Annotated in this window: 17 protein-coding genes; all 17 read left to right on the top strand. The window is 35.8% G+C overall.

Annotated features, from left to right (window positions below; all coding sequences use genetic code 11):
- Positions 1–254: 254 nt before the first annotated feature.
- Positions 255–989 carry a LytR/AlgR family response regulator transcription factor gene (locus DWW60_RS08210; RefSeq protein ID WP_158565893.1) on the top strand — a complete coding sequence of 245 codons (735 nt, stop codon included), beginning with the start codon at positions 255–257 and terminating at the stop codon, positions 987–989.
- Positions 986–1,954 (top strand): DUF5050 domain-containing protein, encoded by a 969-nt coding sequence (locus tag DWW60_RS08205; protein WP_055273363.1) that lies wholly within the window; start codon positions 986–988, stop codon positions 1,952–1,954. The genes DWW60_RS08210 and DWW60_RS08205 overlap by 4 nt, the downstream gene beginning before the upstream one ends.
- A 125-nt stretch (positions 1,955–2,079) precedes the next feature.
- Positions 2,080–2,805, top strand: coding sequence for a PP2C family protein-serine/threonine phosphatase (locus DWW60_RS08200; protein ID WP_158565891.1), 726 nt, complete (start codon positions 2,080–2,082; stop codon positions 2,803–2,805).
- Between the two features lie 26 nt (positions 2,806–2,831).
- Positions 2,832–4,928, top strand: coding sequence for a serine/threonine-protein kinase (locus DWW60_RS08195; RefSeq protein WP_117874972.1), 2,097 nt, complete (start codon positions 2,832–2,834; stop codon positions 4,926–4,928).
- Positions 4,929–4,949: 21 nt separating this feature from the next.
- On the top strand, positions 4,950–7,916 hold the full coding sequence (locus DWW60_RS08190; protein ID WP_117874970.1) for a PASTA domain-containing protein: 2,967 nt from the start codon (positions 4,950–4,952) through the stop codon (positions 7,914–7,916).
- 23 nt (positions 7,917–7,939) lie between these two features.
- A complete protein-coding gene (locus tag DWW60_RS08185) occupies positions 7,940–10,276 on the top strand; it encodes a PASTA domain-containing protein (RefSeq protein WP_117874968.1) in 2,337 nt (778 codons plus the stop codon).
- A 15-nt stretch (positions 10,277–10,291) separates the two neighbouring features.
- Entirely contained in the window at positions 10,292–10,660 is a 369-nt protein-coding gene (locus tag DWW60_RS08180) for an FHA domain-containing protein (protein ID WP_117874966.1), read from the top strand.
- 26 nt (positions 10,661–10,686) lie between these two features.
- A complete protein-coding gene (locus DWW60_RS08175) occupies positions 10,687–12,141 on the top strand; it encodes an FHA domain-containing protein (protein ID WP_117874964.1) in 1,455 nt (484 codons plus the stop codon).
- Between the two features lie 5 nt (positions 12,142–12,146).
- Positions 12,147–13,463, top strand: a complete 1,317-nt coding sequence (locus DWW60_RS08170) for an FHA domain-containing serine/threonine-protein kinase (protein WP_117874963.1) — start codon at positions 12,147–12,149, stop codon at positions 13,461–13,463.
- Positions 13,460–14,308, top strand: coding sequence for a PP2C family protein-serine/threonine phosphatase (locus DWW60_RS08165; RefSeq protein ID WP_117874961.1), 849 nt, complete (start codon positions 13,460–13,462; stop codon positions 14,306–14,308). The genes DWW60_RS08170 and DWW60_RS08165 overlap by 4 nt, the downstream gene beginning before the upstream one ends.
- A 50-nt stretch (positions 14,309–14,358) precedes the next feature.
- Positions 14,359–15,012 (top strand): FHA domain-containing protein, encoded by a 654-nt coding sequence (locus DWW60_RS08160; RefSeq protein ID WP_022216231.1) that lies wholly within the window; start codon positions 14,359–14,361, stop codon positions 15,010–15,012.
- Positions 15,013–15,014: 2 nt separating this feature from the next.
- Positions 15,015–15,923, top strand: coding sequence for an FHA domain-containing protein (locus DWW60_RS08155; RefSeq protein ID WP_055146854.1), 909 nt, complete (start codon positions 15,015–15,017; stop codon positions 15,921–15,923).
- 26 nt (positions 15,924–15,949) lie between these two features.
- Entirely contained in the window at positions 15,950–16,891 is a 942-nt protein-coding gene (locus DWW60_RS08150; RefSeq protein WP_022216229.1) for an FHA domain-containing protein, read from the top strand.
- A gap of 109 nt (positions 16,892–17,000) precedes the next feature.
- A complete protein-coding gene (locus DWW60_RS08145) occupies positions 17,001–19,775 on the top strand; it encodes a leucine-rich repeat domain-containing protein (protein ID WP_055146851.1) in 2,775 nt (924 codons plus the stop codon).
- 48 nt (positions 19,776–19,823) lie between these two features.
- A complete protein-coding gene (locus DWW60_RS08140; RefSeq protein ID WP_158565889.1) occupies positions 19,824–22,052 on the top strand; it encodes a leucine-rich repeat domain-containing protein in 2,229 nt (742 codons plus the stop codon).
- A 103-nt stretch (positions 22,053–22,155) separates the two neighbouring features.
- Positions 22,156–23,145: a hypothetical protein gene (locus tag DWW60_RS08135; RefSeq protein WP_055146845.1), complete on the top strand. Its 990-nt coding sequence runs from the start codon at positions 22,156–22,158 to the stop codon at positions 23,143–23,145.
- Between the two features lie 197 nt (positions 23,146–23,342).
- Positions 23,343–24,698: a hypothetical protein gene (locus tag DWW60_RS08130; RefSeq protein ID WP_055146842.1), complete on the top strand. Its 1,356-nt coding sequence runs from the start codon at positions 23,343–23,345 to the stop codon at positions 24,696–24,698.
- Positions 24,699–24,824 lie beyond the last annotated feature (126 nt).

The raw sequence follows: 24,824 nt of genomic DNA, 5'->3' as shown, positions 1-24,824 counted from the left end.
AAATGAGCTATTTCAACATAACAAAGGATATATTTCAATAAAATAGAATAATGAATTCTCAATAAAGAAAATAGGCAATGAAACGTGCAATATAGACAATGGTATGTCTGGAGTACGGATTACATTGCCTGAAAGTCATATTACTTCAGACTCTATAATATCAGGTAATAATTGATAAAGATCATTTATTTCTTTAAATTGATATGCAATGAGGCGGAGAACCGCATAGATAAATGAGGGGGAGAGAATTCAATATGACAATAGGCGTATGCGATGTAAATCCAGACGAGACGCAGAGAACAGTATATTTCCTGCGCTCTCAAATTAAAAACAACATTATTGATAACGAAAATGTGAGATTTGTTTCATATAACCTTGATTCAGTAATGCTGGATATCGACTATCAGAAGTTCGACTGTGACATCTTTATAACGGAGCTTCTGTATCCAAATGGCAAGAATGGTGTAAAACTGGCAAAAAGGATCAATGCCGTAGCCCCATCTTGCAAGATTCTTTTTTATGCAAACAAAATCCCTGAAGAACTGGACATATACGAGGCGAATCATGTGAATTGTATGCTTAAAGGCAGGCATGATGCAAGACTTGTGACATTCATGAATGATCTTGTGGAGAAGATGAGCAATGATGACAAGAAGCAATTCATCAAAATCCGATATGACAGGAGCGTAAATATCCTTGATTGCCGCGACATAATGTACATCAAAATAGAGAACAGAGTCACGATATATTACACAAATAAAAAAAATGACCAGCGTGATGGCAAATATTACGAATACAGACCTCTCAGCGAGATCATGAAAGACCTCCCAGATAATTTTGTGAGATGCTCAGCCGCTGCGGTGGTTAACAGGGACTATATCAGTAATTATAATCACCAGACAGTTACGATGGTTGATGGGGAGGAGATAAAGATTGGTAGACGGTATGGAGATGTTAATGCAAATAGAAAGGAGAAAGTAGTTCAATGAAAAAAAGAGAAATAAGAAAGTTTATTGTGATGATTATGGGCATAATACTGCTGGTTTCAGAGGTTCAGTTGTTTAGTGGTGATAATGTATATGCCAGTACAAAAACAAGTAGGTACGAGCAGCTATATGTGCCGTCATATGCGGCAATGAGTGGGAAGATGCTGTATTACGCAGTGGGATCAGGGGCTCAAGGAGGGCGGTTGTATATGTACAATACATCTACAAAACGTCAGAAAAAAATATCTGATTTGCGCTGTACGGATCTGACAATTACAAAAAAAAATATATATTGCACTGTAAATAAATATATTGGTTCCGATGCCCGTAACAGGTATGTATATAGAATGTCAAAGGATGGTAAGAAGACGAAAGTCCTTGCGGAAGGCTATAGCCCTGTTGTTGTCGGAAAGTATATTTATTATATAGGTGTTAAGAAAGGCTCTGCTCCGTGGAATGCAAACGTTAAGGTTGAATATGGCTCTACGGGCATATATAGAATGGATTCCAACGGAAGAAACAAGAAGTGCATTTATCGATTCAGTGGGAAGGTTTCAACAGATAAGCTCATTGCTGGAAAAAATCGGGTCATATTTACTGGAAGTAATTCTGTCACATATGCAATAGGAACAAACGGAAAGATGACTCGTGCGAGTATTTCAACTTCAAAAAACAGAATTAGTACATTTACATGGCTTACAAGTTCAACAATTAATAAACTTCCGATATCAAATAATAAATATGGTTACATATATAAGATACAGGGAGCCGCACTTGTCAGGTGTAAAGGAACAAGTCGTAGAACCATATTTAAAGTCCCTGCACAGTATGTTAGAAATGGTGGAATAAATTATGTAATAGATTGTGGAGATTATCTGTTTGTTGTTTCGGGTTACACATATGCGTTCGTTGTTAGTAAGAGTGGAGCGGGCGTAAAAAATGTTGCAGCAGCTTTGATTGGATATTGATGTTGTTATTACGGAGTTTGCCGAAAAAAGCAAAATACAGACATGGCAAAACGACATACAGACATGCAAAAACGTGGAGATATATAGTATATGATATAATTTCACAAGAGATGGAGGGGATTAGAATGATAACATATAAGGTATATTCCGACATAGGAAACAGGGAGAAAAACGAGGATTCCGTTGGAAATTTCCATGTAAATCAGAGAGATATATTTGTATTGGCTGATGGACTCGGCGGTCATGGACGTGGTGAAGTTGCTTCTTCAAAGGCGATAGAAACAGCCAGAGATCTTACACAATTAGTTGGAGACAGTAACGCTGACCTTTTGTCAGATATATTTGAAGAAGCTCAAAAACGAGTAATGAATATTCAAGAGGGTACATTCGCAAATGGCATGAAAACGACTCTTGTTGCGTTAGATATATGTTGCGATCAGATCAAATGGGCCCATATAGGCGATTCACGTCTATATTATTTTCAAAATTGTAAGTTGGTTGAAAGAACTTTGGATCATAGCGTTCCTCAGATGTTGGTTCTGGCGCACAAGCTAAAGGAGAAAAAAATCAGAGGGCATGAAGACCGGAATAAATTGCTGAGGGTTATAGGTAGTCCATGGGAGACTAAAAAGTATGATTGTTCTGAGATTATAAATAAAAATGGATTTCAGGCATTTCTTTTGTGTTCAGATGGGTTTTGGGAATTGATAGATGAAAAAGCAATGACTAAGACTTTGAAGAAATCAAACAGTGTTGATGAGTGGTTGGATGCAATGGTTGAGATAGTAAGGCAAAACGGTAAGTGTACGGATATGGATAACAATTCGGCGATTGCCGTTTGGGTTAAGTAGGTAAATATTGTTGGAGGATATATTGAATGCAGAGAAGATGTCTAAATTGTTTTAATTTATTTGACATAGTATATAGCGATAAGGAAGAGAGAGAGGTCTGTCCATACTGTGGATATTGCGAGGGAACACCACCTAAAGAATTATATCATTTATATCCGGGAGTTGGTTTATACAATAACAGGTATGTGATAGGTACATGTATAGGATTTGGCGGATTTGGTATTACATATAAGGCTTGGGATAATGTACTTGAGACGGTTGTGGCTGTGAAAGAGTATTATCCAACTGGTCTTGTGCAAAGGGTTCCAGGAAAGCCACAGGTAATTATTTATACTGGTGAAAGTAAAGAAGAGTATATGCAGGGATTGGAAAGATTCTTGGATGAAGCAAAAAATATGGCGAAATTTGTCGATAATCCAAATATTGTTCATGTTGATGCTTTTTTTGAGGAAAATAATACTGCGTATCTTGTTATGGAATATTTGCCAGGAATGACTTTGAAGAGTTATTTAAAGTCAAAGGGAGGTCGTATAGGCTGTGAAGAGGTTATACCTATAGCTGATGCGGTAATAACAGCTCTCAAGGAGATACATGCTGGCGGAATAATACACAGAGATATCAGTCCTGACAACATAATGTTGTGCAACGATGGGCGGATTAAGCTCCTAGATTTTGGCGCTGCAAGATTTTCAGATGCTGATCAGGAAAGAACCAGATCTATTATTTTGAAACCTGGATTTGCTCCACCAGAGCAGTATCAGGCAAAAAGTAAGCAGGGACCATGGACAGATATATATGCGTTATGTGCAACTGTATATCGCGCAATAACAGGAGTATTACCGGACGAATCTGTTAATAGAGTTATAGAGGATACAGTACAATCTCCAATTCAGATATACAGTGATATTCCTGAAAGAATAAGTAATACTGTTATGAAAGGAATGTCAATATATCCTGAAATACGATTTTCAAATGTAGACGAATTAAAAAAGGCTCTTGATGGAGAAAAGAAAGTTATGGAGCCAAAGAAAGAACTTCGTGTACGCAGAATGAAGCGAACGATAACAGTAGGAATTGCACTTCTTATCGTCGTGTCAATGTCACTTTATGTGTACAACATGTATAAAAATAAAAAAGCTGATGTGGTTATGAATGCTGCTGATATATCGATCTGGATTGCAGTGGATGATCAAATGAATGAAGATGGCGCAAAGGCAATGATGGATAGTGGAATAGAAGCATTCACAAGTAGTCAAGAGAAGGTAAATGTTAATTATAAATTTATACCAGAAGATCAATATGGCAGTGAATTATTAAAAGCATACGAGAATGGAGAGATGCCTACAATATTCCAGGCTCAATATGCAACAAAAGAGATTATGGAGGATGCGGCCAGCGTAGATAAAGTTTATGAATATATGGAAAAGTCGGGATCTGACGATTGCTATCTGTTAGAAAATTATAAAAATTCTATTGAAGAAAGCAAAAAAATTCCATTAAGCTTTGAGGCACCTGTTGTATATGTAAAAAGAAGCTCAGAAGTTAAGAATATAGATAATCTGACTATAAGCGACTACAAGCAGATAGAAAGCATGAGTGATGATAGTTTCTATATATCAGAATCTGCGGAAGATATGCTTCTGAGTTCGCTGAATAGTGATGAGAATAGTCAGAATATTGATGATAAAAGAAAAAAAGAATGGAAAAAATTAGGTGGAAGTGAAATATATAAGCAGTTTTTATCTGACGATAAACTATTATACTATTTCGGTTCAACGGAGGACTATAAATTTGTAAATGACAGTTGGGCTGGAAGATATAAGATCGTGAAGATAGAAAGTGATTCAGTTTATGTAGAACCAACTAATGAATTGTCGATAAGTGGAACAACCAGTGATGATGAGAGCAGAGCGGCTTCTTTGTTAATAAGCTATATGTTAAAACAGGGAGCTCAGGAAGCGTTGTTCTTAGGAACATCTTATAGCGATAATGGTGTGGATAAATTGCAGAAAATTGAAGGATTACCAGTTAATAAATCTGCGTTGAAGTCATATACGGATACTAATACTGAATTACAGATTATAGATTCTTACACAGATAACATGAAGATAAAACAGCAGTAAAGTGGGAAGGAGAATATACAGATGCCTGAAAGAATATGTATGGGATGTATGGAAAAATACAATGACAAATACAGTATATGTCCGTATTGCGGTTATAATTCCGAATCTTCAGCTCAGGAGCCATATCATTTAACTCCAGGAACTGTTATTGGAGGAAAATATATTGTTGGTAAAGCAATAGGGTATGGAGGATTTTCTGTAACATATATAGGCTATGATTACAGTATTGATAAAAAGGTAGCGATAAAAGAGTATATGCCTTCTGAGTTTGCAACAAGATCTCCAGGATCTTCACAGGTTGTAATTTTCACAGGTGATAGAGAAGAACAATTCCGTGGAGGAATAGAAAAATTTGTTGATGAAGCAAAACGATTGGCAAAATTTCGTGGAACTCCGGGAGTAACAGATGTTTATGACGTGTTGGTAGAGAATAATACTGCATATATAGTGATGGAATTCCTTGAGGGAGAGACACTCAAAGAGTATCTGGGAAAAAACGGAAAGATTTCACCTGATGAAGCGATAGAAATGATGCTTCCTATAATAAGAACGTTAAAGACGGTAAATGCTCAGGGAATCTTACATAGAGATATTGCACCAGATAACATTTTTATGACCAATAATGGTGAAGTAAAACTCATTGATTTTGGCGCTGCAAGACAGGCTACATCTACAAATCATAGCAAGAGTTTATCTGTAATAGTGAAGCCGGGATATGCACCACCAGAGCAATATAGAAGTAGGGGAGATCAGGGTTCCTGGACAGATGTATATGGATGCGGTGCCGTGTTATATAAGATGATAACTGGAGTTACCCCTGAAGATTCGATGGATCGAGATGCGAAGGATTCACTGAAAGATATATCAAAATTTAATATAGATATTACGACTAATCAGGAAAATGCAATTATGAATGCTCTGAATCTGGAGATAGAGGATAGAACACCAGATATGGAGAGATTGGAATATGAGCTTACTACGGATGAAGAAGTTGCAAGAATAAAGGCTAAAAAGAAGAAAATGGATTTTGGACGTTGGCCATTATGGTTAAAGATATCGGTGCCTGCAGCGGCTGTTTTACTATTGACGCTGGGAACTTTATTGGTCACAGGCGTGATAAATTGGAAGATGTTTATACCGGGGGCGACATCTAAAGTCAGGGTGCCTAATGTTGTAAATCAAACGCTCAATGATGCAGAGATAATGATTCAAGAAAAGGATATGCTGATTCAGATAGTTGATCAGGTTGAATCTGATACGATTCCTAAAGGTGCGGTTTTGTCACAAAACATTCCTTATGGTACGGAAGTCAAAGGGGGAATGGTGTTAGAGGTTACAATATCTGGAGGCGTAGGACAGGTGTATATGCCTGATGTTGTTGGTTTATCTAAAGAAAAAGCTGAACAGGAATTGAAGGATCTGGGTTTGTTTGTAAAAACAGATACGGCTGAGAGCGAAATAAAGAAGGAATATATTTGCGCACAGCAGTACAAGTATGGCGAGGCTGTAGATAAAGGTTCAGAGGTTAACCTTACGGTGTCATTGGGTAAAAAAGAGTATGACAATTCGAAGAAAACAGAAGTGCCGAATGTTGTAGGTGAAAAATGGGATGATGCAAGAAAAATGGCATCTGATAAAAGAATATACATATATAAATCAGATATAAAGAACAGTGATACTGTTGAGAAAGATATAGTTATGAAACAGTCTTTGAAAGCTAAGTCAAAGGTGGAAGAAGGTTCTGACTTAGGCGTTGATGTGAGCCTCGGAATAAATACAACGCATGTTCCAGATGTTGTATATAAGAGTTTTGATGAAGCTTCAAAACTTATGAATGACAGTAAGATAAAAATAGAGGTTACATACAAGAAGAGTGATGTGGTAGCTAAAGATCATGTAATATCCCAGAGCGTTGAGGCGGGAACAGAGGTGAAAGTATGGTCTACAGTATCGCTGTGTATAAGTGAGGGCAGTGATAAGATTGATGCTGCACCTAGATATGAAGATACTGATAAGAAGAATACAACATCAGAGCAAACAAAAACAACAGAGAAGACAACGGAGAAAAAATCAGAGAGTAAGAAGAAAGATAAGAACACTGAGGACAAAAAAACAGAACATGCTACAGAAGAACAGCGCACAGAGAATAAGACAGAAAGAACAACTGAGAATGTAAAACCATCAAAAGACGATACTATGGTAGAAGTTCCTAGTTTGGTTGGAATGTCTCTGCAACAGGCCGAAGCAACGCTGGAAAGTAACGAATTAAGTGTTGGCAATGTGGAATACAGGTCTTCCTCGTCTTCCAGTACAGGTATGGTTTTGGATCAGGGAATTGGTTCGAATCAGAAGGTAAAAAAAGGAACCCAGATCTCATTGATAGTTTGTTCAAATGATACTGTGACAATGTATCGATATAGGGATGTTCAGGATTATGACACCAAAAAGACTAACAGTAACAGCACTCCAAGTGGTTATACATATTACAAAACGGAAGAAAGCCAGTCTTATGGAGATTGGGGAGGTTGGTCTGCTTGGAGTCCAAATTATGTTCAGTCTAGTGACACATGTAACATGGAGGCAAAAGATGGAGCTGTGTTTGGAAGATATGATACATACAGGGCAGATGGTTCTTATGTATCAACAAATGACAAATGGCAGAATTCAGGATCTGTAAGACGTGAGTATTATTTACCATGGGATGAAGTATCACGTGCAGATCAATTTCAGTGGCCTGGCAGTTCGACTGAAAGATGGGTATTTAATAGTAATGGAGAAGTTAATTACAGAAATGTTTCAGGCACTGGTGAGTGGTCGTGGACGGGTACTGTCTACAGATATCAGACCCGGTCTGTGAATAAGGTATATACATACTGGTACAGAAAGCCAATTTACGGTTCGTGGTCTGAGTGGGGCACATCAAGAGTTAGCGAATCTTCAACAAGACAGGTTGAGACAAGACAAGATTATGTATATGAACAATACTAGGAAGTAACAGGAGGCTGTATGGTATGGCGGAACAATTATGTATGGGATGTATGAATAAGTTTGATGAAAATGATAGCGTATGTCCATATTGTGGATATAGGGTGGATACTCCGCCCGCAGAGCCATATCATTTAGCTCCGGGAGTAATACTTGGCGGGAAGTATATTGTAGGAAAAACCATAGGATATGGTGGATTTTCGGTTACATATCTGGCATATGATTATAGTCTTGAGAAGAAAATAGCTATTAAGGAATATCTGCCATCTGAATTTGCAACAAGGGCTGTTGGCTCATCAACGATATCTATCTTTAGTGGAGATAGGACTGACCAGTTTAACGGAGGAATAGAAAAGTTTATTGATGAGGCAAAGAGGCTTGCAAAATTTAAGGGAACAACAGGAATAACAGATGTGTATGATGTGTTCCGTGAAAATAATACAGCATATATTGCTATGGAATATCTGGAGGGACAAACGTTAAAAGAATTCCTTCAAGATAACGGGAAAATAGATTATCAAAAAGCTGTTGATATGATGATACCTATAATAAGGACTTTGAAGAAGGTTCATGAAAAAGGGATATTACACAGAGATATAGCTCCAGATAATATTTTCATAACTTCAAATGGAGAGGTAAAGCTTATTGATTTTGGCGCTGCAAGACAGGCGACATCAACAAATCACAGCAAAAGCCTGTCGGTTATAGTTAAACCGGGATATGCGCCGCCTGAACAGTATAGAAGCCGTGGAGAACAGGGACCGTGGACAGATGTATATGGTTGTGGTGCAACTTTGTACAAAATGATAACTGGCGTAACTCCGGACGATTCAATGGAGAGATGTTCTAAAGATACACTGGAATTACCATCAAAGTTTGCAGGGAACATATCAGAGAATGTTGAGAATGCTATATTGAATGCTTTAAATATAGAAATCAATGACAGAACTCCGGATATGGAAAGACTGGAATATGAACTTACGACAACGGATGTTGTACACAAAAATCGTGTAACATCAAAATCCAGAGATCTTGGAAGATGGCCAACATGGTTGAAAGCAGTGGTAGCAGCATCAATATTAGCTGTACTGGTAGTTGGGACCTTATTGGTAACTGGTGTAATAAATTGGAATTCATTTATTTCCTCGGATGACAGATCGGATGCAAGAGTGCCAAATGTTATAAATCTTACAGTTGATGATGCTGAGAAAATACTGGCCTCTGAAAATATAGATATGAAAATTGTTGATAAGCAGGAGTCGGAAGATATACCTAAGGACTCAGTATTATCACAAAATATAAGTGGTGGAAGTCAGGTACAGAAAGGTATGACAGTAGAAATAGTTGTATCGAGTGGAAAAGGACAGGTGTATATGCCTGATTTCACTGGATTAGGACAGACTGAAGCCGTGGAACAAGTTGAAAAGATGGGGCTGCATGCGAAGATTGAAACACAAGAAAGTGAAATAGCTCAGGATTATATATGTGACCAACAATATAAAGAAGGAGAAAAAGTAGATAAAGGCTCAGAGATATTATTGAAAGTATCTATTGGCAATAGTAGTTATGATGAGAGCGCAGAAACTACAATTCCAGATGTTGTTGGTGAAACATGGGAGAATGCAAGAAAGTGTGCAAGAGAGAAAAAGATATACATATATAAGGAAGAAACACTTAATGACAGCAAGGTTGCTCAGGGAAACGTGATAAAGCAGAATCATAAGTCTGGAGAAAAAGAAAAACAGGGGTTTGTGTTGGGGGTAAAAGTTTCTCTTGGTGTAAAAATGACTCATGTTCCTGATGTAGTTTATAAGAGCCTTGAAGATGCCCGGAAACTTATGGATGAGAGTAATCTTCAGATAGAGGTCGAATATGAACAGAGTGATAAGGTTGAGAAGGATCATGTAATATCGCAAAGTATAAAACCAGATACGGAGGTTGAGAAAAAAACAATTATAAAACTTGTGGTGAGTAAAGGCAATGGCTCTGAAGATAATTCAGAAGCAACTAGTGATACAGAAGAAACAACAGAAATTACTACAGAGGATATACCTACGACAGCCCAGGAGACTACTACTGAAGAAGAAACGACAGAAGCACCAGAACCAGATGATGAACCGACAAAAGCAATCGTTCCAGATTTATCTGGATGTAGTGAAGATTCTGCTATATCGATGTTGTATGATGCGGGGCTTTCAGTTGGAAGCATAGAGTACAGGTCTGATCCTAATTCATATGATGGTGCTGTCTTAAGTCAAGGTGTTTCTGCATATTCCGAGGTCGATTATGGAACATCGGTTTCACTGATAATTTGTAATAATGAAAAAGATGAGAGCGGAAATTATATTTGCCCAGAATACTAACAGTAGAGGATAAAAATGGAGAATGTTAAGAAAATCAATTCAAGACAGCAGGTTCTAAATCATGTTCCACAGGATGGAGGTGCGATTATCGGTGTCAGAGGGTATCTGGCAGGGGTTATTATTGCTGTGAATTATGGAAATATCATAACTATAGGCAGGGATCCGGCAACATGTAATTTGATCATGGAGGGAGATTTCATCAGTCGTACACATTGCAGATTAAGCTACAACAATGGTACTGGTTTGTACACAATAGAAGACCGATCAACAAATGGAGTAATCCTTCCGGATGGTCAAATAACAAAAAAAGGACAGGTTGTTTCAGTTGCTGGTGGAACACATATATGTATCGGAACATATAGTGAAGAACTTTTATTACGATAAATTTTGAGAAATGGAGAGTGGATGAGATGAGTGAAAGCTGTCTATTAAGATATTTAAAAAAAATAGGCCTGAGCGTGCTGATAACGATGGTCTTTGTTATGAATGGTCTAATAGGTTCGGTCATAACTGCGTACGCTGAAAACACTGTGGTTAGTGAAAGCAATGAAGATATAACGGACGATGGTGGCGTAAATTATTACATTTTTTGGGATTTTAAAAGATCAATATATTTGGACGAGTATGATGCAAGAAATGACTCAGGAAAAAACTTGGAATATGTTGGAACTCTAATTAGTAATTTTGCAGAGAGAAGCGGAGATTTGACAAGAAATATAGAGGTGTATTATATAACATCTTCTGAAGCTGAAAAGAAAACCGGAGATTTTACGACCATAAAGAACAATACAGGAGTGGTAAATCTGTCGGATGTCATCAGCCAGTCTCGTAATACTAATGATTTTGTGGATTCTGAAAATAGGGATCCTGATGAATTTAATAACGAATTGTATGCTGTATTGGAGAATAAAGAAAATACAGACAATACAAATGTGTATATATTGCTAACCGATGGTCAGGAAAAGTTACAAAAGGAAAGTAAGGAGCTTTTAAATGAAAGTAATAGTTTAGTGTATTGGGTCGATATATCCAGATATAAGGCTACTCCGGACACTACACGTAAAAGATATGATTCGATGAAGGGGATAGACAACTTCTTTAAAGAGGATTGCATTGATGCGGCACCATTGGATGAAGCTGCTGATGATGTGCTCCTAAATATAGAGACAGATGTAGCAGGAAGATTAAATATCGATTATTCAATTAATAATGAAGAATCAATAACAGAAAATAGTACAACATCTGACAATTGGACGGGATATGCAACAACAGAAGTCGTTGAGGTAACAGCGGTAGAATTATATGGTGTTGCAACACCTACAGATGGCGGCGTTGGAAGTAATAACGATGGATTTATCAATAAGCTTAAGTCATGGTGGACGAATGGAATAGTTGGAAAGCTGATAATTATATTTTCAGCTCTAGTTGTGGTTGTAGTTATTACTTTAGTGATTATTTTGACTGTTAATCGTAGGCAGAAGAAAAAACGCAAAATAGAATGCCACAGAAAAAATGTACAAATAACAAATAATAATGATGTAGGCATGGATAATGGACATAACTACAATAATTCGATTGATGTACAGATAGAGGTTATAGGAAGAAAGCCTGATGTGAAAAATGTTCATATAAATGGAAGTGCATTTATAGGCAGGGCAAACACCTGTGACGTTTTTATCAATGAAGTTACAGTTTCAAGACAGCATATTGTATTGGAATGTAAAAATGGAGAGTTATTCGTTCAGCCGTTGATGACTGCGACAAACAGTACAAAATTAAATGGCAAGCAGATAACTGACAGACATCAGTTGTTTTCGGGAGACAGACTGATGATCGGTGCAGTAGGAATTATAGTAAGGTGGTGATGTGAATGAATATTACATATGCATTGGGTAAAGGAACATATTTATCAAGTCGCTATCGTATAGATGAAATTATTGGCCAAGGTGGATTTGGAATAACTTATGTGGCATATGACGAAGCAGAAGGCAAAAAGTGTGCTGTGAAGGAATATTTCCCGAGGGATAGTGCCGTAAGATTATCAAATGGAAAAGAAGTAAAAACGGTATCAGATGAGAAAATAGAAATTTTTAATCATGGCCTTACGAGATTCATGGAAGAGGCAGATGTTCTATGGAAGCTCCAAGGCGTTGAATCTGTTGTATCAGTGTATGACAGGTTTAAAGAAAATGGAACCGGATACTATGTGATGGAATATGTTGACGGAGTTACATTAAAAAAACTTGTCAGGGAAAATGGTAAATTAAAGTTTAAATATGTAAACAAAATTTTATTTGATGTCGGAACTGCGCTTATTCAGGTTCACGCATTGAATATATTCCATAGAGATATAAAGCCAGACAATATCATGGTGGATAGCACCGGTGTAATAAAGCTCATTGATTTTGGAAATGCCAAAAATATAAAAAGACAATCTGGTAACGAACAATTGTCAGTGATGCTTACTCCTGGATTTGCTCCTTTTGAGCAGTATTCATCAAAGTCTGAGCAGGGTACATTTACTGATGTGTATTCACTTGCAGCAACCGTATACTATCTACTTACGGGAAAGATGCTATTAAACCCTAATGAAAGACTGCTATCCAGTGAAGATATAGTTCTGGATGACGAGGACATTCCAGAGTATGTAACTGATGCTTTATATAAAGCATTGAGAGTAAATTATAAAGAACGAACGCAGACTATTTATGAATTTTTATCAGATATGAGGCTGATAAATGAGACTGTATATTCTCATGATGATAACCAAAATGCGGATATCTTAAAAAAGAATAATGAGAATAAGGCCAACGGAATACATGCGATTACGGATAACCTTATTTCTGCAACACATGGACGAATTCCGCATCCATACATAGTTATTATTTCTGGAGACAATGAAGGTACTACCATTGATATACCTCTGGATAGAGGAGTAATTGTTGGCCGAACCAAGAATTATGCCCAGATTATATTCAAACAGGATGAATTTATAAGTAAAAAACACTGTGAGGTCTACTACGACAGCCTAGAAGATTTGATATACATTACGGATTTATCTACGAACGGAACATGGGTTAATGGGTACAAGCTTAATCCAAACCAAGTATATTCCGTGGATAAAGGAAGTGTGGTGACACTGGCAAATCAGAAATGTTCTTTTAAGGTAGGAGTGACATATTTATGAGAGAAGAAGCGGCAAGACAAAATGAAGTTACAACAGTCAGACTTACTGAAGAAATAAGCTGGGAAAGTATAGATCGTAAAGAAAATGCATTGCATATTGAAATCGGGCAGTCATCAATAATAGGAACAAGGAGTTATCAACAGGATTCTTTATTTGTGGCAAAGTATGAAAACGGAATGACTTTAGCTGTAATTTGCGATGGTATGGGTGGTTTGAACGGTGGTGAATTGGCAAGTAATACAGCGGTGAAAATGTTAGTGAATGATTTTAAGTCAGTGAATGATTTTAGTGAGGTTCCAATATTCTTAGAGAGGGAAGTTGTACGTCTCGATGAGTGTGTAGCAGATCTCGAGGATGAGTATGGAAATGCATTGGGAGGCGGTTGTACTTTAGTGTGCGTTGTTACAAAAGGGAATGGTATGTATTTCATATCAGCAGGTGACAGCAGAATTTATATAGTGAGAGACAATGATATACAAGCAATAAACAGAGATCATAATTTCAGACTGCAGTTGGATACAATGCTGAGAAATGGACAGATAACCGAGAAAGAGTACGAGATGCAGGAGAATCAGGCCGAAGCGCTTATAAGTTATTTAGGAATGGGCAATATCTCGTTGACGGATAGTAACACTGAGCCATTTTATCTGGAAGAAAATGATCTGATACTATTATGCAGCGATGGTCTTTATAAGAGACTTAGCAACGAACAGATATTAGATATTGTTTTGGATAATCAGAATAGTATGCAGGTGATAGCTGAACGATTAAATAAGGTTGTTATGCAGCTAACACAGAGAAATCAAGATAATACGTCGGTAATTCTGCTTAGATATGGCAGATAAAGGGCAGAAAGATGCCGTCATAAATATACAATCAAGAGGAGGACAAATTTATGAATTTAACAAGATGTGCGAAAGGTCATTACTATGATATGGACAAGTTTTCAATGTGTCCACATTGTGCAAGTGCAAATGAAGGTATGGGACAGACAATGAGATATACTCAGCCGGTAAATGATTCTGCATTTTCAGGTGGAACATCAGTTTCCAGCAATGCGACTGATGATACTGTAAATTATACAGATGCCGATACATCATTCACAGACATGATAAATGATGCAAAAAACAAGCCGGAAAAAGATGATGACGATTCAGTGACAATAGGTTTCAGTGGAAGTTCAGGAAAATCAGAAGTTGTAGGATGGGTTGTTTGCATTGAGGGAAGTGATAAAGGAACCGGATTCCCATTAAAGACCGGAAGAAATTTTATAGGTAGAAATGCAAATCAGGATATAGTTCTTGCAAAGGATAGAACAGTATCAAGAGATAAGCATGCGATAATCGTATATGAGCCAAGACAGAGAAAGTTTATTGTTCAGCCTGGAGATTCCAGAGGTCTGTTCTACTTAAATGATGAGGTCGTTTTGGGATCAAAAGAACTCAATGCATATGATGTAATACTTGTGGGCGAGACAAAGCTGGCGTTTATACCTTTCTGTGGAAAGAAGTTTAGCTGGGATGATGGATTACAGAGTGAGGAGGAGTAAATATGTATACTGGAAAAATTACATTTATTCAGGGAGAATTACAGGGAAGTAGTATAGATCTTCAGCCTGGTAAGCAGCAGGTTCTGGGACGAAATGGAGCGAATTGTAATATTTTCTTCCAGTCTGACAGAGTCAGCAGGGTTCATTGTGCAATAACATTTGACGAAAATACAGGACGGCTGAGTTTGCTTAATTATTCAACATCGGGAACAACAGTAAATGGTAATGAATTGGGACCACAGCAGACAGTAAATATAGATAATGGAGCAAAAGTAAAGCTTGGTCATTCAGACAATGTGTTTACGTTTTCTGCACAGCTTGTAAATACGAATGTCAGTACACCTAAAAGGACGGGAGTTATCAAAAGATTGTCTAAAAAGTACACGCCTCGACCAGATAATGGTGCATCTATATTTGAAGATTACCTGGTAGAAGATGATGAAAAAGAAGTGCTTACACTGTCTAATGATCGTGTACTCAATTTCTTTACTGGAAAAGGATTGCTTAAGAATAAGGCAGTGCTTACAAATAGAAGATTATACATAAATGAGCATAAAGGAATTATATCATATGCATATTCAAGAGAGGTAGTAGAGCTTGATGAGATTACAGGCACATCGATAGTGAAGAGAAATCCTATATGGAGTTTGGTTATGGCCGGTGTTTGGCTTGTTGTAGGAATTATTTCGATGTCGATTACAGGCGTTGCTGCTACATTCTTGCCATTCCTTGCGCTGACACTTATACAGGCGTATACATACCTAAAACTGTGGGGAAATTGGTTTGTTGTTCATTTCCCAGGAGGAAAATATACCTTCTCGATTAAAAATATTTCATTGTATGAAGTAACAGAATTTCAGAGAGCAATATGCGCTTTGAAGAGAAAAGAATTGAAATATAGCGATATGTAGGCATTTGGTGTAAGAGGAGAGTATATATGGCGAATAATAATGCAAAGATAAAATTTTTATCCGGGCAGTATGCCGGATCAGAAATCGAATTGACACCGTTTACAGCAATAGTGTTGGGAAGAAATCCTGCGGTATCAAATTTTGTGTTCAGTAATGAAAATATAAGTAGAAAGCACTGCTCGATACAATACAATCCAAATGACAGAAGATTTGCTGTGAGTGACTATTCTTCATCAGGCACATACATAAATAATGTGAAGAGAATGCAGCAGGGGAGCGTGGAGTATCTGAATGGAGGAGACACTATTAAGTTAGGTCGTACTGATGAGATAATCCAGCTTATCGCACCTCAGAGATTTGAAAATGAACGAGGGGCAAGTGATCAGGATATTTATGATGATGATGACGATGACAGAGCAACTCAGAAGATGTCGGCATCTCAGGCAGCAGCTCAGCCGCAATTAACAGTGAGAGGCGGTTCTGAAGATAGCTATAACGCTGGAAATAGCGAAGCATCTGTTCAAAATCAGGTCAATAATAATCAATATAATGGTCAGTTTGTACAGAAAGTGTCGTGTACATTGGGAACAATTGGTTTAATTTTTGCGGGTGCAGCATTTTTGGTATGTCTTATATCACTTATTTATATCTTGGCTACAGATGCACAACATTTTGCACCAGCATGTGTAGTTTATATAAATAATTGGGGTGGCTCATTTGAATTCATTGCAGTATTTGCCTTTGTCGGTTTAATACTTGGAATAGTTCAATTATCAAAAAATGTTACAAAGGATGCCAAAATAAAAAATATAGGAACTGTTGCTATTGTGTTGGCTGTAGTTGCAATGTTGTTGTTCAGTTATATTTATATGTCTGCTGCATCATGCCCGAAGAGGGAACTTATCGAGTATGGAATTGGACAGGCTGGAGAATCTTTAGATGATATGCTGAATGAGCTGTTTCAGTAAAAATAAAACTTGAAGATATGAGGTGATGGTGACATAAGTGGAATTAATTTGACTGATAGAGGTTTACAAATAGTCGCCATCACCGAATTTATTAAAAAGGGGATTTATTATGAGAATTTTACGAGATGTATTAGGTGCTATTATTACTACTATTATTGTATTTTTTTCAATGTCAGTATGTGCTATGGCTGATGAATATGAAAGTGGTGATTATAAATATGAGATAAATCCAGACGGTAATACAGCAACGATAACGCAATATATGGCTGAAAATGAAATTGTAGAAATTCCAGCATATATTGATAATTATAAAGTGACAATAATCGGTGAGGGAGCTTTTTTTGGTAAATTAATTACAAAAGTGAGTGTACCAGATACTGTTGAAAAAATATCTTCTAGTGCATTTCGCAGTTGCAGTATGGAAGACATACAATTACCAGACAGCTTGAAAATTATAGAGGATAATGCATTCGAACAATGTGTTTATTTGAAAAAAATATATATCCCATCGGGAGTAGAGGAGATAAGAAGCGAAGCATTTTATCATTGTGAAAGTTTAAATGAAATATATATATCTTCTGGTGTTAAGGAAATAGGCTCTTATGCATTCTGTGGATGTGGTAATATAAATTCTATTGTGGTGGATGAAGCAAATACTTATTTTGATAGCAGGGAAGAGTGTAATGCGTTAATTGAAACGAGTAGCAATTCTATCCTGCGTGGCTGTATAAATACGGTAATACCTAAAAGTGTAACGTGTATAGGGGTATGCGCATTTGATCATTGCAATAATTTAAGCAGCGTAGAAATTCCATCAAATATCGTGAAAATAGACAGCGAAGCTTTTTACAATTGCCCAGATCTGAAAAAAGTTGTTATTCCGGAAAACGTAGTAGAAATGGGGGCTGGTGTTTTTTCTCATTGTGAAGCATTAACTAGTGTAGAATTATCAAAGAATATAAAAGAATTACCTAAAGAATTATTTTTTTTGTGTACAAGCTTAGAGTATATAGAATTGCCATCTGGGCTTATTTCTATAGGAACAAGAACATTTAGAGAATGTACGGGGTTAAAAAACATCTATATACCACAAAGTGTTAAATATATAGGAGATGGAGCCTTTGAGGGGTGTTCCTCTTTGAGCTTTGTTAAACTTCCGAATAATATTGAAACAATTGATAGTTGTGCGTTTGCCGCATGCACAAATTTAAAAAACATTACAATTCCAGAGCATGTAAAAAAATTAGGAATGTCAGCATTTGCTTATTCAGCGTTGACTAGTGTAGTAATACCATCGGGGATAGAAATTCTTCAGAGTGATATTTTTAGTAATTGTGTAGATTTAAAAAAAATAGAAATATTAGAGGGATGCTCAGAAATATCAGAAGGGATGTTCAATGGTTGTATAAGTCTGATGGATGTTCAACTTCCGGATGGAATTAAATATATAGGAGAAAAAGCATTTGCAGAATGCAAGAACTTATCAAGTATATTAATTCCGAATAGTGCCATTATAATAGAACCTGATGTATTCAGTCAGCACAATAATATGTTTGAAATTAAATGTTATGATGGTTCGGTTGCATACAAATATGCCGTTAATAATTCAATTAAATACACAATTATAGAGGCTCCACTACTTGATATATCACAGGCAGAGATTTCGGGTATAAAAAATAAGAATTATGATGGAATTTCACAAAAACAGGATAGTATAAGTGTTAAATTGAATGATGTTCAGCTTCTGGAGGGAACGGATTATATATTATCTTATGAAAATAATATATATCCAGGAGAAGCAAAAGTAATAATATCTGGAATTGAAAAGTATTGTGGTTCTATAGAGAAAACATTTTTAATTATAAAGCAGATTGTAAATATCGGGACAAATTCAAATATCAGCATTTCAAATATTCCGAGCAGTGTAACATACAGTGGATCACAAATAACATTCCCTAATTTGAAGGTTACAATATCTGACACTGTTTTGGAGGAGAAAAAAGATTATATTGTTACTTATACTGGAAATATAAATGTTGGAAACATGAATATTATTATCACCGGAATAGGTGATTATACAGGAAGTATTACGAGAAAAGTAAGCATCAAACAGCGAGAAATCTCAGAAAAATCATCTTCAGTAACTGTAGCTGGAATTCCAAAAACTGAGGTATATACAGGCAAAGCGCATACATATTCTAAAATTGTTGTTAGATATAACAATGCGATGTTATCTTTGGGGAAAGACTATGATGTAAGATATTATAATAATAGAAATGTGGGAATTGCCAAAGTTGTAGTGTTAGGGAAGGGAAATTATACGGGAAGTATAACAAAAACATTTATTATAAAAATCCCTGTTGGAAAGGTGTATGTATCGGGTGGACTGAAGTACAAAGTTATGAGTTTTGGTTCTGATGGAAAAGGAAATGTAGCATTGATCGGAAGTGTGGATAAAAAAATTAATAAGAAATTCACAGTATTAAATGTAAAAAAATATGTGAATATTGGTGATGCTAAAATGAATGTGGTCGCAATAGGGGATAATGCATTCAAAGGATATATTTATCTGAAAAAGTTAATAGTAGGATCAAACGTAAAGTCGATAGGAAAAAATGCTTTTTATGGATGTAAATCACTTTCAAATGTGGCGATTGGTAAAAATACAAGGAGAATAGGTGACAACTGCTTTTCGAAATGTTCAAATTTGAGAAAAATGGACATATATTCGACATATCTAACAAAAACGTCTGTTAGAAAATGCGCATTTAAAGGTATATACTCCAAGGCTTTAATAAAGGTGCCAGCAAGATGCTTAAAATCGTATAAGAGTTTAATGGTACTAAGGGGGATATCAAAAAAAGCAAAGATAACAAGTAGATAATGGTTTGAGAACTGTATAAATTGCGATGATATATAGAGGTGAATGATTGTGAAGAAAATTATCAATGTAATATGGGTACTTCTAATATTGGGGGCTGTATTAGATGGAACTCAGATGAGAGTGAAAGCAGGGAATCTAGTATATGGAGATTATGAATATAGCCAAAATCCGAGTGATAAAACAATTTCTATTATAAAATATAATGGAAAAGATAGTGAAGTGGAAATACCTCAAAAGATAAATGGAATGAATGTTGTGAGTATAAGTGAAGAAGCATTTCAGTTTAAAGATACTATAGTTGACGTAGTTATACCTGAAGGGGTTACAGGTATAGGTTCTAGTGCTTTTTCATGCTGTAGTAATTTGAAACAAGTTTCATTTCCTGACAGTCTTGAGAAAATTGGATTTACAGCATTTTATAACTGTGAAAGTCTGGAAAACATATATATACCTGAAAATGTTAACACCATTGCAACGGAAGCCTTTTCTGGTTGTTCCAATATAAAAAAAATACAGGTTGCAGTCAATAATAAAGTTTTCGATAGTAGGAATAATTGCAATGCAGTAATAAATACAAGTAATGACGAATTGATTGTAGGGTGTATGAATACAAGGCTTGAATATGGGCTAAAAAGAATTGGGCAGTGTGCTTTTAGAAATGTTACCGGCTTGTATGAAATCAATGTTCCGTCAAGTGTGGCAAGCATAGGAGAATCAGCTTTCTATGGCTGTATAAATTTACATAATATATCATTGTCAGAAAATTTACAGAAAATTGGGGAACGCGCTTTTGGCAGTTGCGAGGGAATAACAAGTATTGAATTACCAGATGGACTCAAAGAAATCGGAAGTTATGTTTTTTCATTCTGCGGAAATTTAAAGAGTATATACATTCCTGCAAGTGTAGAAAGAATGGGCGCAATGGTGTTTGATGAACATAGTGATGATTTGATAATAAGATGTTACAGGTGGTCAAATGCATATAAATATGCAATAGACTGTTCAATACAATATGAAGTATTAGAAGTGGTTAAAACTGATATATCAGATGCTATAATCCAAGGAATAGAAGATAAAACGTATGATGGGGCTTTTCAAAAACAAAGGAGTATTACGATTTTTCTAAATGGGATTCAACTTCAGGAGGGAAGAGACTATACTTTAACATATGAAAATAATAAAAATCCTGGAAAAGCAAAAATAATTATATCTGGTATAGAAAATTACACAGGTACAATAGATAGATATTTTTATATAATAAAACCAATTGTAGATATAGGTAAAATATATGATGTAGATATTATAGGTATACCAAAAAGTGTTATTTATGAAGGTGGAAGAATAACATTCCAAAATGTACAAGTGAAAGTTGAGGGAACTGTTTTAAATGAAAAAACGGATTACATATTGACGTATAATAACAATATAAATGTTGGAAATGCTTCTATAGTTATTACTGGTAAGGGTGATTACAGTGGTACTATTAAAAAAAATTTTTTGATAAAATCTAGAGATATTTCGTTAAAAAATAATCAAATTTCGGTTTGCGGAGTTCCTGATTCTGATATATATACAGGAAAAACATGCGTATATCCTGAAATTGTAGTGAAATGTGGAAATACAATTATGAAGGTCGGAAAGGATTATACTATTGGATATCATAATAACAAAAATATTGGAATCGCAAAGGTAATAATATCTGGAAAAGGGAACTATTCTGGAAGCATTACAAAGAGAGTTAAAATACGAATACAAACCGGAAAAGTATATAATGTAGGAAATTTAAAATATAGAGTTACAGATTCCAGATTAGATGGATGCGGTATGGTATCTCTGACAGGGGCTGCATCGAGAAAAAACTCAAAAAAGATAGTTAAGCTAATTATACCAAACAATGTAGTAATAGGTGGTGTTAGATTTTCAGTTGTTTCAATAGGAGATAATGCATTTAGAGAATATGTAAATATAAAAAGCGTTTCTATTGGTTCTAATGTGAAATCAATAGGTAAAAGAGCATTTTATGGATGTCGAATGTTGAGTAGTGTGAAAATTGGAAATAACGTGTGTGTAATAAACGAAAGAGCATTAGCTGGTTGTAGTGAATTAAAAAGATTAACAATAACAACAACAAAGCTAACGATAAATTCAGTCCGTGCAGGAGCATTAAAAGGCGTAAATAGTAAAATCGTGATCAGAGTACCTGTCAGGAAATTGAAGGAGTACAAAAAAATATTGACATTAAGAGGTGTTTCAAAGAAAGCAAAAATTATAAAATAGAATTATGGAGGATTATACGATAAAGCGTATAATTAATGAACTCATCCGAACAGATATGTGATGGTGAAGCTGGCAGAGGCAACGATAAGGATGGTAGATAAGTATGAGAAGAAATAGGTATTGGCACATAATGGGTTTGATTCTATCTTTGACAGGTACGGCGTGTGTTGCATCAGGCTGTCAGAGCATACATGATAAATTTGATATTATACAATCTCAAATTACAACAAGTGAATCGAACAGTACAGAACCCGGTTTGTATGAGGATAAAGATGCTCAGTATACAGAATCGGAGAAGCAGAGCAGTATATCTGATAAGCCGACGATGGAAGCTTATACGCAAGAAGATAAAAATGCAAGTGAAATCACGAAAACAGAGATAGATGAAGCTGAAGTAGCAGCAACTGAAAAAGAAGTTAATGAGAAGCGTGGACAGACGCTCTCTTATGAGGAAGCCGAGGAAATATACTGTGATCTGATCTATGAGCATGCGTGTAAGAGGGATGTATGCAGAGAGGATGATGGAACCTTGGGAGACTTTTCAATGGATAAATATCCTTATGGGGAAGACACCGATGGGCGGTACAGTATATATATAATGGATAAAGGTTTTTCAGATGTTGGCTATAAAATTTCAGATATAGATGGTGATGGTATATATGAGCTTCTGCTGGCAGATATAAACTCATCGATGATATATGAAGTGTTTACCTTGGAAGGTGACACTCCGAAAATGGTGCTTGACAGTTGGGAACGCTGTAGGATTGATTATTGCGGAGATTTTATATTAAGAACTGGTTCAAATGGGGCAGCTAATCAGGAGATAATTATGTATTCGCTGGATGGAGACATAGAGAGAGCAGAGTTATTAGAAGTTTTAATGGAAGGCAATGCGGGGAGGCCGGATGATTCAATCATGTATGGGTACATGAGTTATAAAAATGATGAAAATGATCTTGGACAAATCACAGAGGATACTTTTGATAATTACCAAAATGAGTGGAATTCACATAAATGTATTGTCCCAGATCTGAAATCTGCCAATGATTATCTCACAGATAGAATTACAAAAGCTGCGGCGGAATTAAACTAATTGTAAGATGATAAAAATAGTAAAACACAAAAATAGACATAAAAAGAGACAATATGGACATGATAGTAAAGATGCATGGGATAATATGGTAAAATATAACAAGACAGATTTAATTTGTTTTATATCGCCAGCTTTGGCATACGGAGACCATAATTATTTAGAATATTAAATATAAGAAATGAGGGAGGATTAAGTTTATGATAATAGAGAAATTAAAGCGGATAACAGAGAATATTGTTGTTGTACTTTGCATATTAGTTGTGTTTATAGGGGGAGGTGCAGTTACTGTTATAGCGTCTGATAATATAGATATAGCGGAAGGTAGAGCAGAGTTGGCTTTATCTGATGAATATCTTACTCTTGGAAAAAGTGTAGATGGAATTTTGACATCGAGTCAGTCAAGTTATGAATATGAATTTAGTATAACAAATGCAGGAAGAGTTTCAATTAAGTTTACAGCATATCAGATGCCATATACAATCAGACTATATGACGATGATGGGGATTGTATTGCATCTGAAAATATGGAATATAATTATGATTTGGAATTCGGAAAAACAAATTTTCATTGGGATTTATCAAAAGGGACATATTATATAGTGGTCTATGGAAGAAAAAATATTTATGATGGGGAAACTGCAAATTATAAGATAGAAACTTCGTATAAAAGTGTGGGAACAAGCGAGGGAGAACCAAATAATAGTTTTGAGGAAGCTACCCTTGTAAAAATACCATCAACAATAACTGGTATGTTGGCTTTAAATGACAAAAAAGATATATACAAATTTTATTTGCAAAAGTCGACAGAAGTTGAAATTATATTCAAAGTTATAGATGCGGATACTTGTGGACTTAGTATCTATGATGAAGAAGGCGACAGAGAGGCATATGAATGGCAAAGCAGAGAAGATAACAAAAAAATATATAGATATATGCTTTCGGCGGGAGTACACTATATAGTTATCGTTCCACCTATGGTGCCTGCAGCCGATTGGTCTGGATCGTATATGTTTACGATTTCCAGTGGTATAGCAATGACTTCAAAGAATGTACGTTTATCCACAGAAAAGTGTATGTATAATGGAAAAGTAAGAAATCCATCGGTGATCGTTAAGGATAATAGTGGGAATCGCCTTGTAAAAGGAAGAGATTACACAATATATATTCCGTTGGGAAGAAAGAGTATTGGCACATATACATATAAAATTGTGTTTAAAGGTGCATATAAGGGGACAATAAAGAAAAATTTCACAATTGTTCCAGCGAAAACAAAGATTACATCTATAAAGAATAAGCGTGCGGGTATAAGAATCACGTGGAAGAAATCAAGCTCGGCAAATGCAACAGGATATTTAGTATATAGAAGTATAAATGGTGGTGGATATAAGCTTGTAAAGACAATAAAATCCAATCGTATTACATATTATAGTGACAGCAAGGCTAATAGACTATGGTCAAATTACTCGTATAAGGTTGTTGTATACAAAAAAGTTGGACGTAAGACGTATAAGGCAGTTGGTAGTAGTTCCAAGAGGATTTATAGGTATAATTGACGGGATGCATATATTACTTGGTGATTTCATATATAATGATGTCCATATGCTTGGTATTGCAGCAAATAAATGAATTTTGTATTCTAAGAGCCGTAGATTGATTATGCTCTACTACTTTTTGTAAGC

The sequence above is a fragment of the Coprococcus sp. AF16-22 genome (genome assembly GCF_003461545.1).
GTDB lineage: Bacteria > Bacillota > Clostridia > Lachnospirales > Lachnospiraceae > Coprococcus > Coprococcus aceti.
Note: the sequence above shows the minus strand (reverse complement) of the source record. Positions and strands in the feature narration are given on the sequence as shown.

Coding starts and splice junctions, on each gene's coding strand:
- DWW60_RS08135 (WP_055146845.1), top strand. CDS start 22,156: ATGAGAAGAAATAGGTATTGGCACATAATGGGTTTGATTCTATCTTTG.
- DWW60_RS08205 (WP_055273363.1), top strand. CDS start 986: ATGAAAAAAAGAGAAATAAGAAAGTTTATTGTGATGATTATGGGCATA.
- DWW60_RS08150 (WP_022216229.1), top strand. CDS start 15,950: ATGGCGAATAATAATGCAAAGATAAAATTTTTATCCGGGCAGTATGCC.
- DWW60_RS08165 (WP_117874961.1), top strand. CDS start 13,460: ATGAGAGAAGAAGCGGCAAGACAAAATGAAGTTACAACAGTCAGACTT.
- DWW60_RS08180 (WP_117874966.1), top strand. CDS start 10,292: ATGGAGAATGTTAAGAAAATCAATTCAAGACAGCAGGTTCTAAATCAT.
- DWW60_RS08185 (WP_117874968.1), top strand. CDS start 7,940: ATGGCGGAACAATTATGTATGGGATGTATGAATAAGTTTGATGAAAAT.
- DWW60_RS08190 (WP_117874970.1), top strand. CDS start 4,950: ATGCCTGAAAGAATATGTATGGGATGTATGGAAAAATACAATGACAAA.
- DWW60_RS08145 (WP_055146851.1), top strand. CDS start 17,001: ATGAGAATTTTACGAGATGTATTAGGTGCTATTATTACTACTATTATT.
- DWW60_RS08160 (WP_022216231.1), top strand. CDS start 14,359: ATGAATTTAACAAGATGTGCGAAAGGTCATTACTATGATATGGACAAG.
- DWW60_RS08130 (WP_055146842.1), top strand. CDS start 23,343: ATGATAATAGAGAAATTAAAGCGGATAACAGAGAATATTGTTGTTGTA.
- DWW60_RS08175 (WP_117874964.1), top strand. CDS start 10,687: ATGAGTGAAAGCTGTCTATTAAGATATTTAAAAAAAATAGGCCTGAGC.
- DWW60_RS08210 (WP_158565893.1), top strand. CDS start 255: ATGACAATAGGCGTATGCGATGTAAATCCAGACGAGACGCAGAGAACA.
- DWW60_RS08155 (WP_055146854.1), top strand. CDS start 15,015: ATGTATACTGGAAAAATTACATTTATTCAGGGAGAATTACAGGGAAGT.
- DWW60_RS08195 (WP_117874972.1), top strand. CDS start 2,832: ATGCAGAGAAGATGTCTAAATTGTTTTAATTTATTTGACATAGTATAT.
- DWW60_RS08200 (WP_158565891.1), top strand. CDS start 2,080: ATGATAACATATAAGGTATATTCCGACATAGGAAACAGGGAGAAAAAC.
- DWW60_RS08170 (WP_117874963.1), top strand. CDS start 12,147: ATGAATATTACATATGCATTGGGTAAAGGAACATATTTATCAAGTCGC.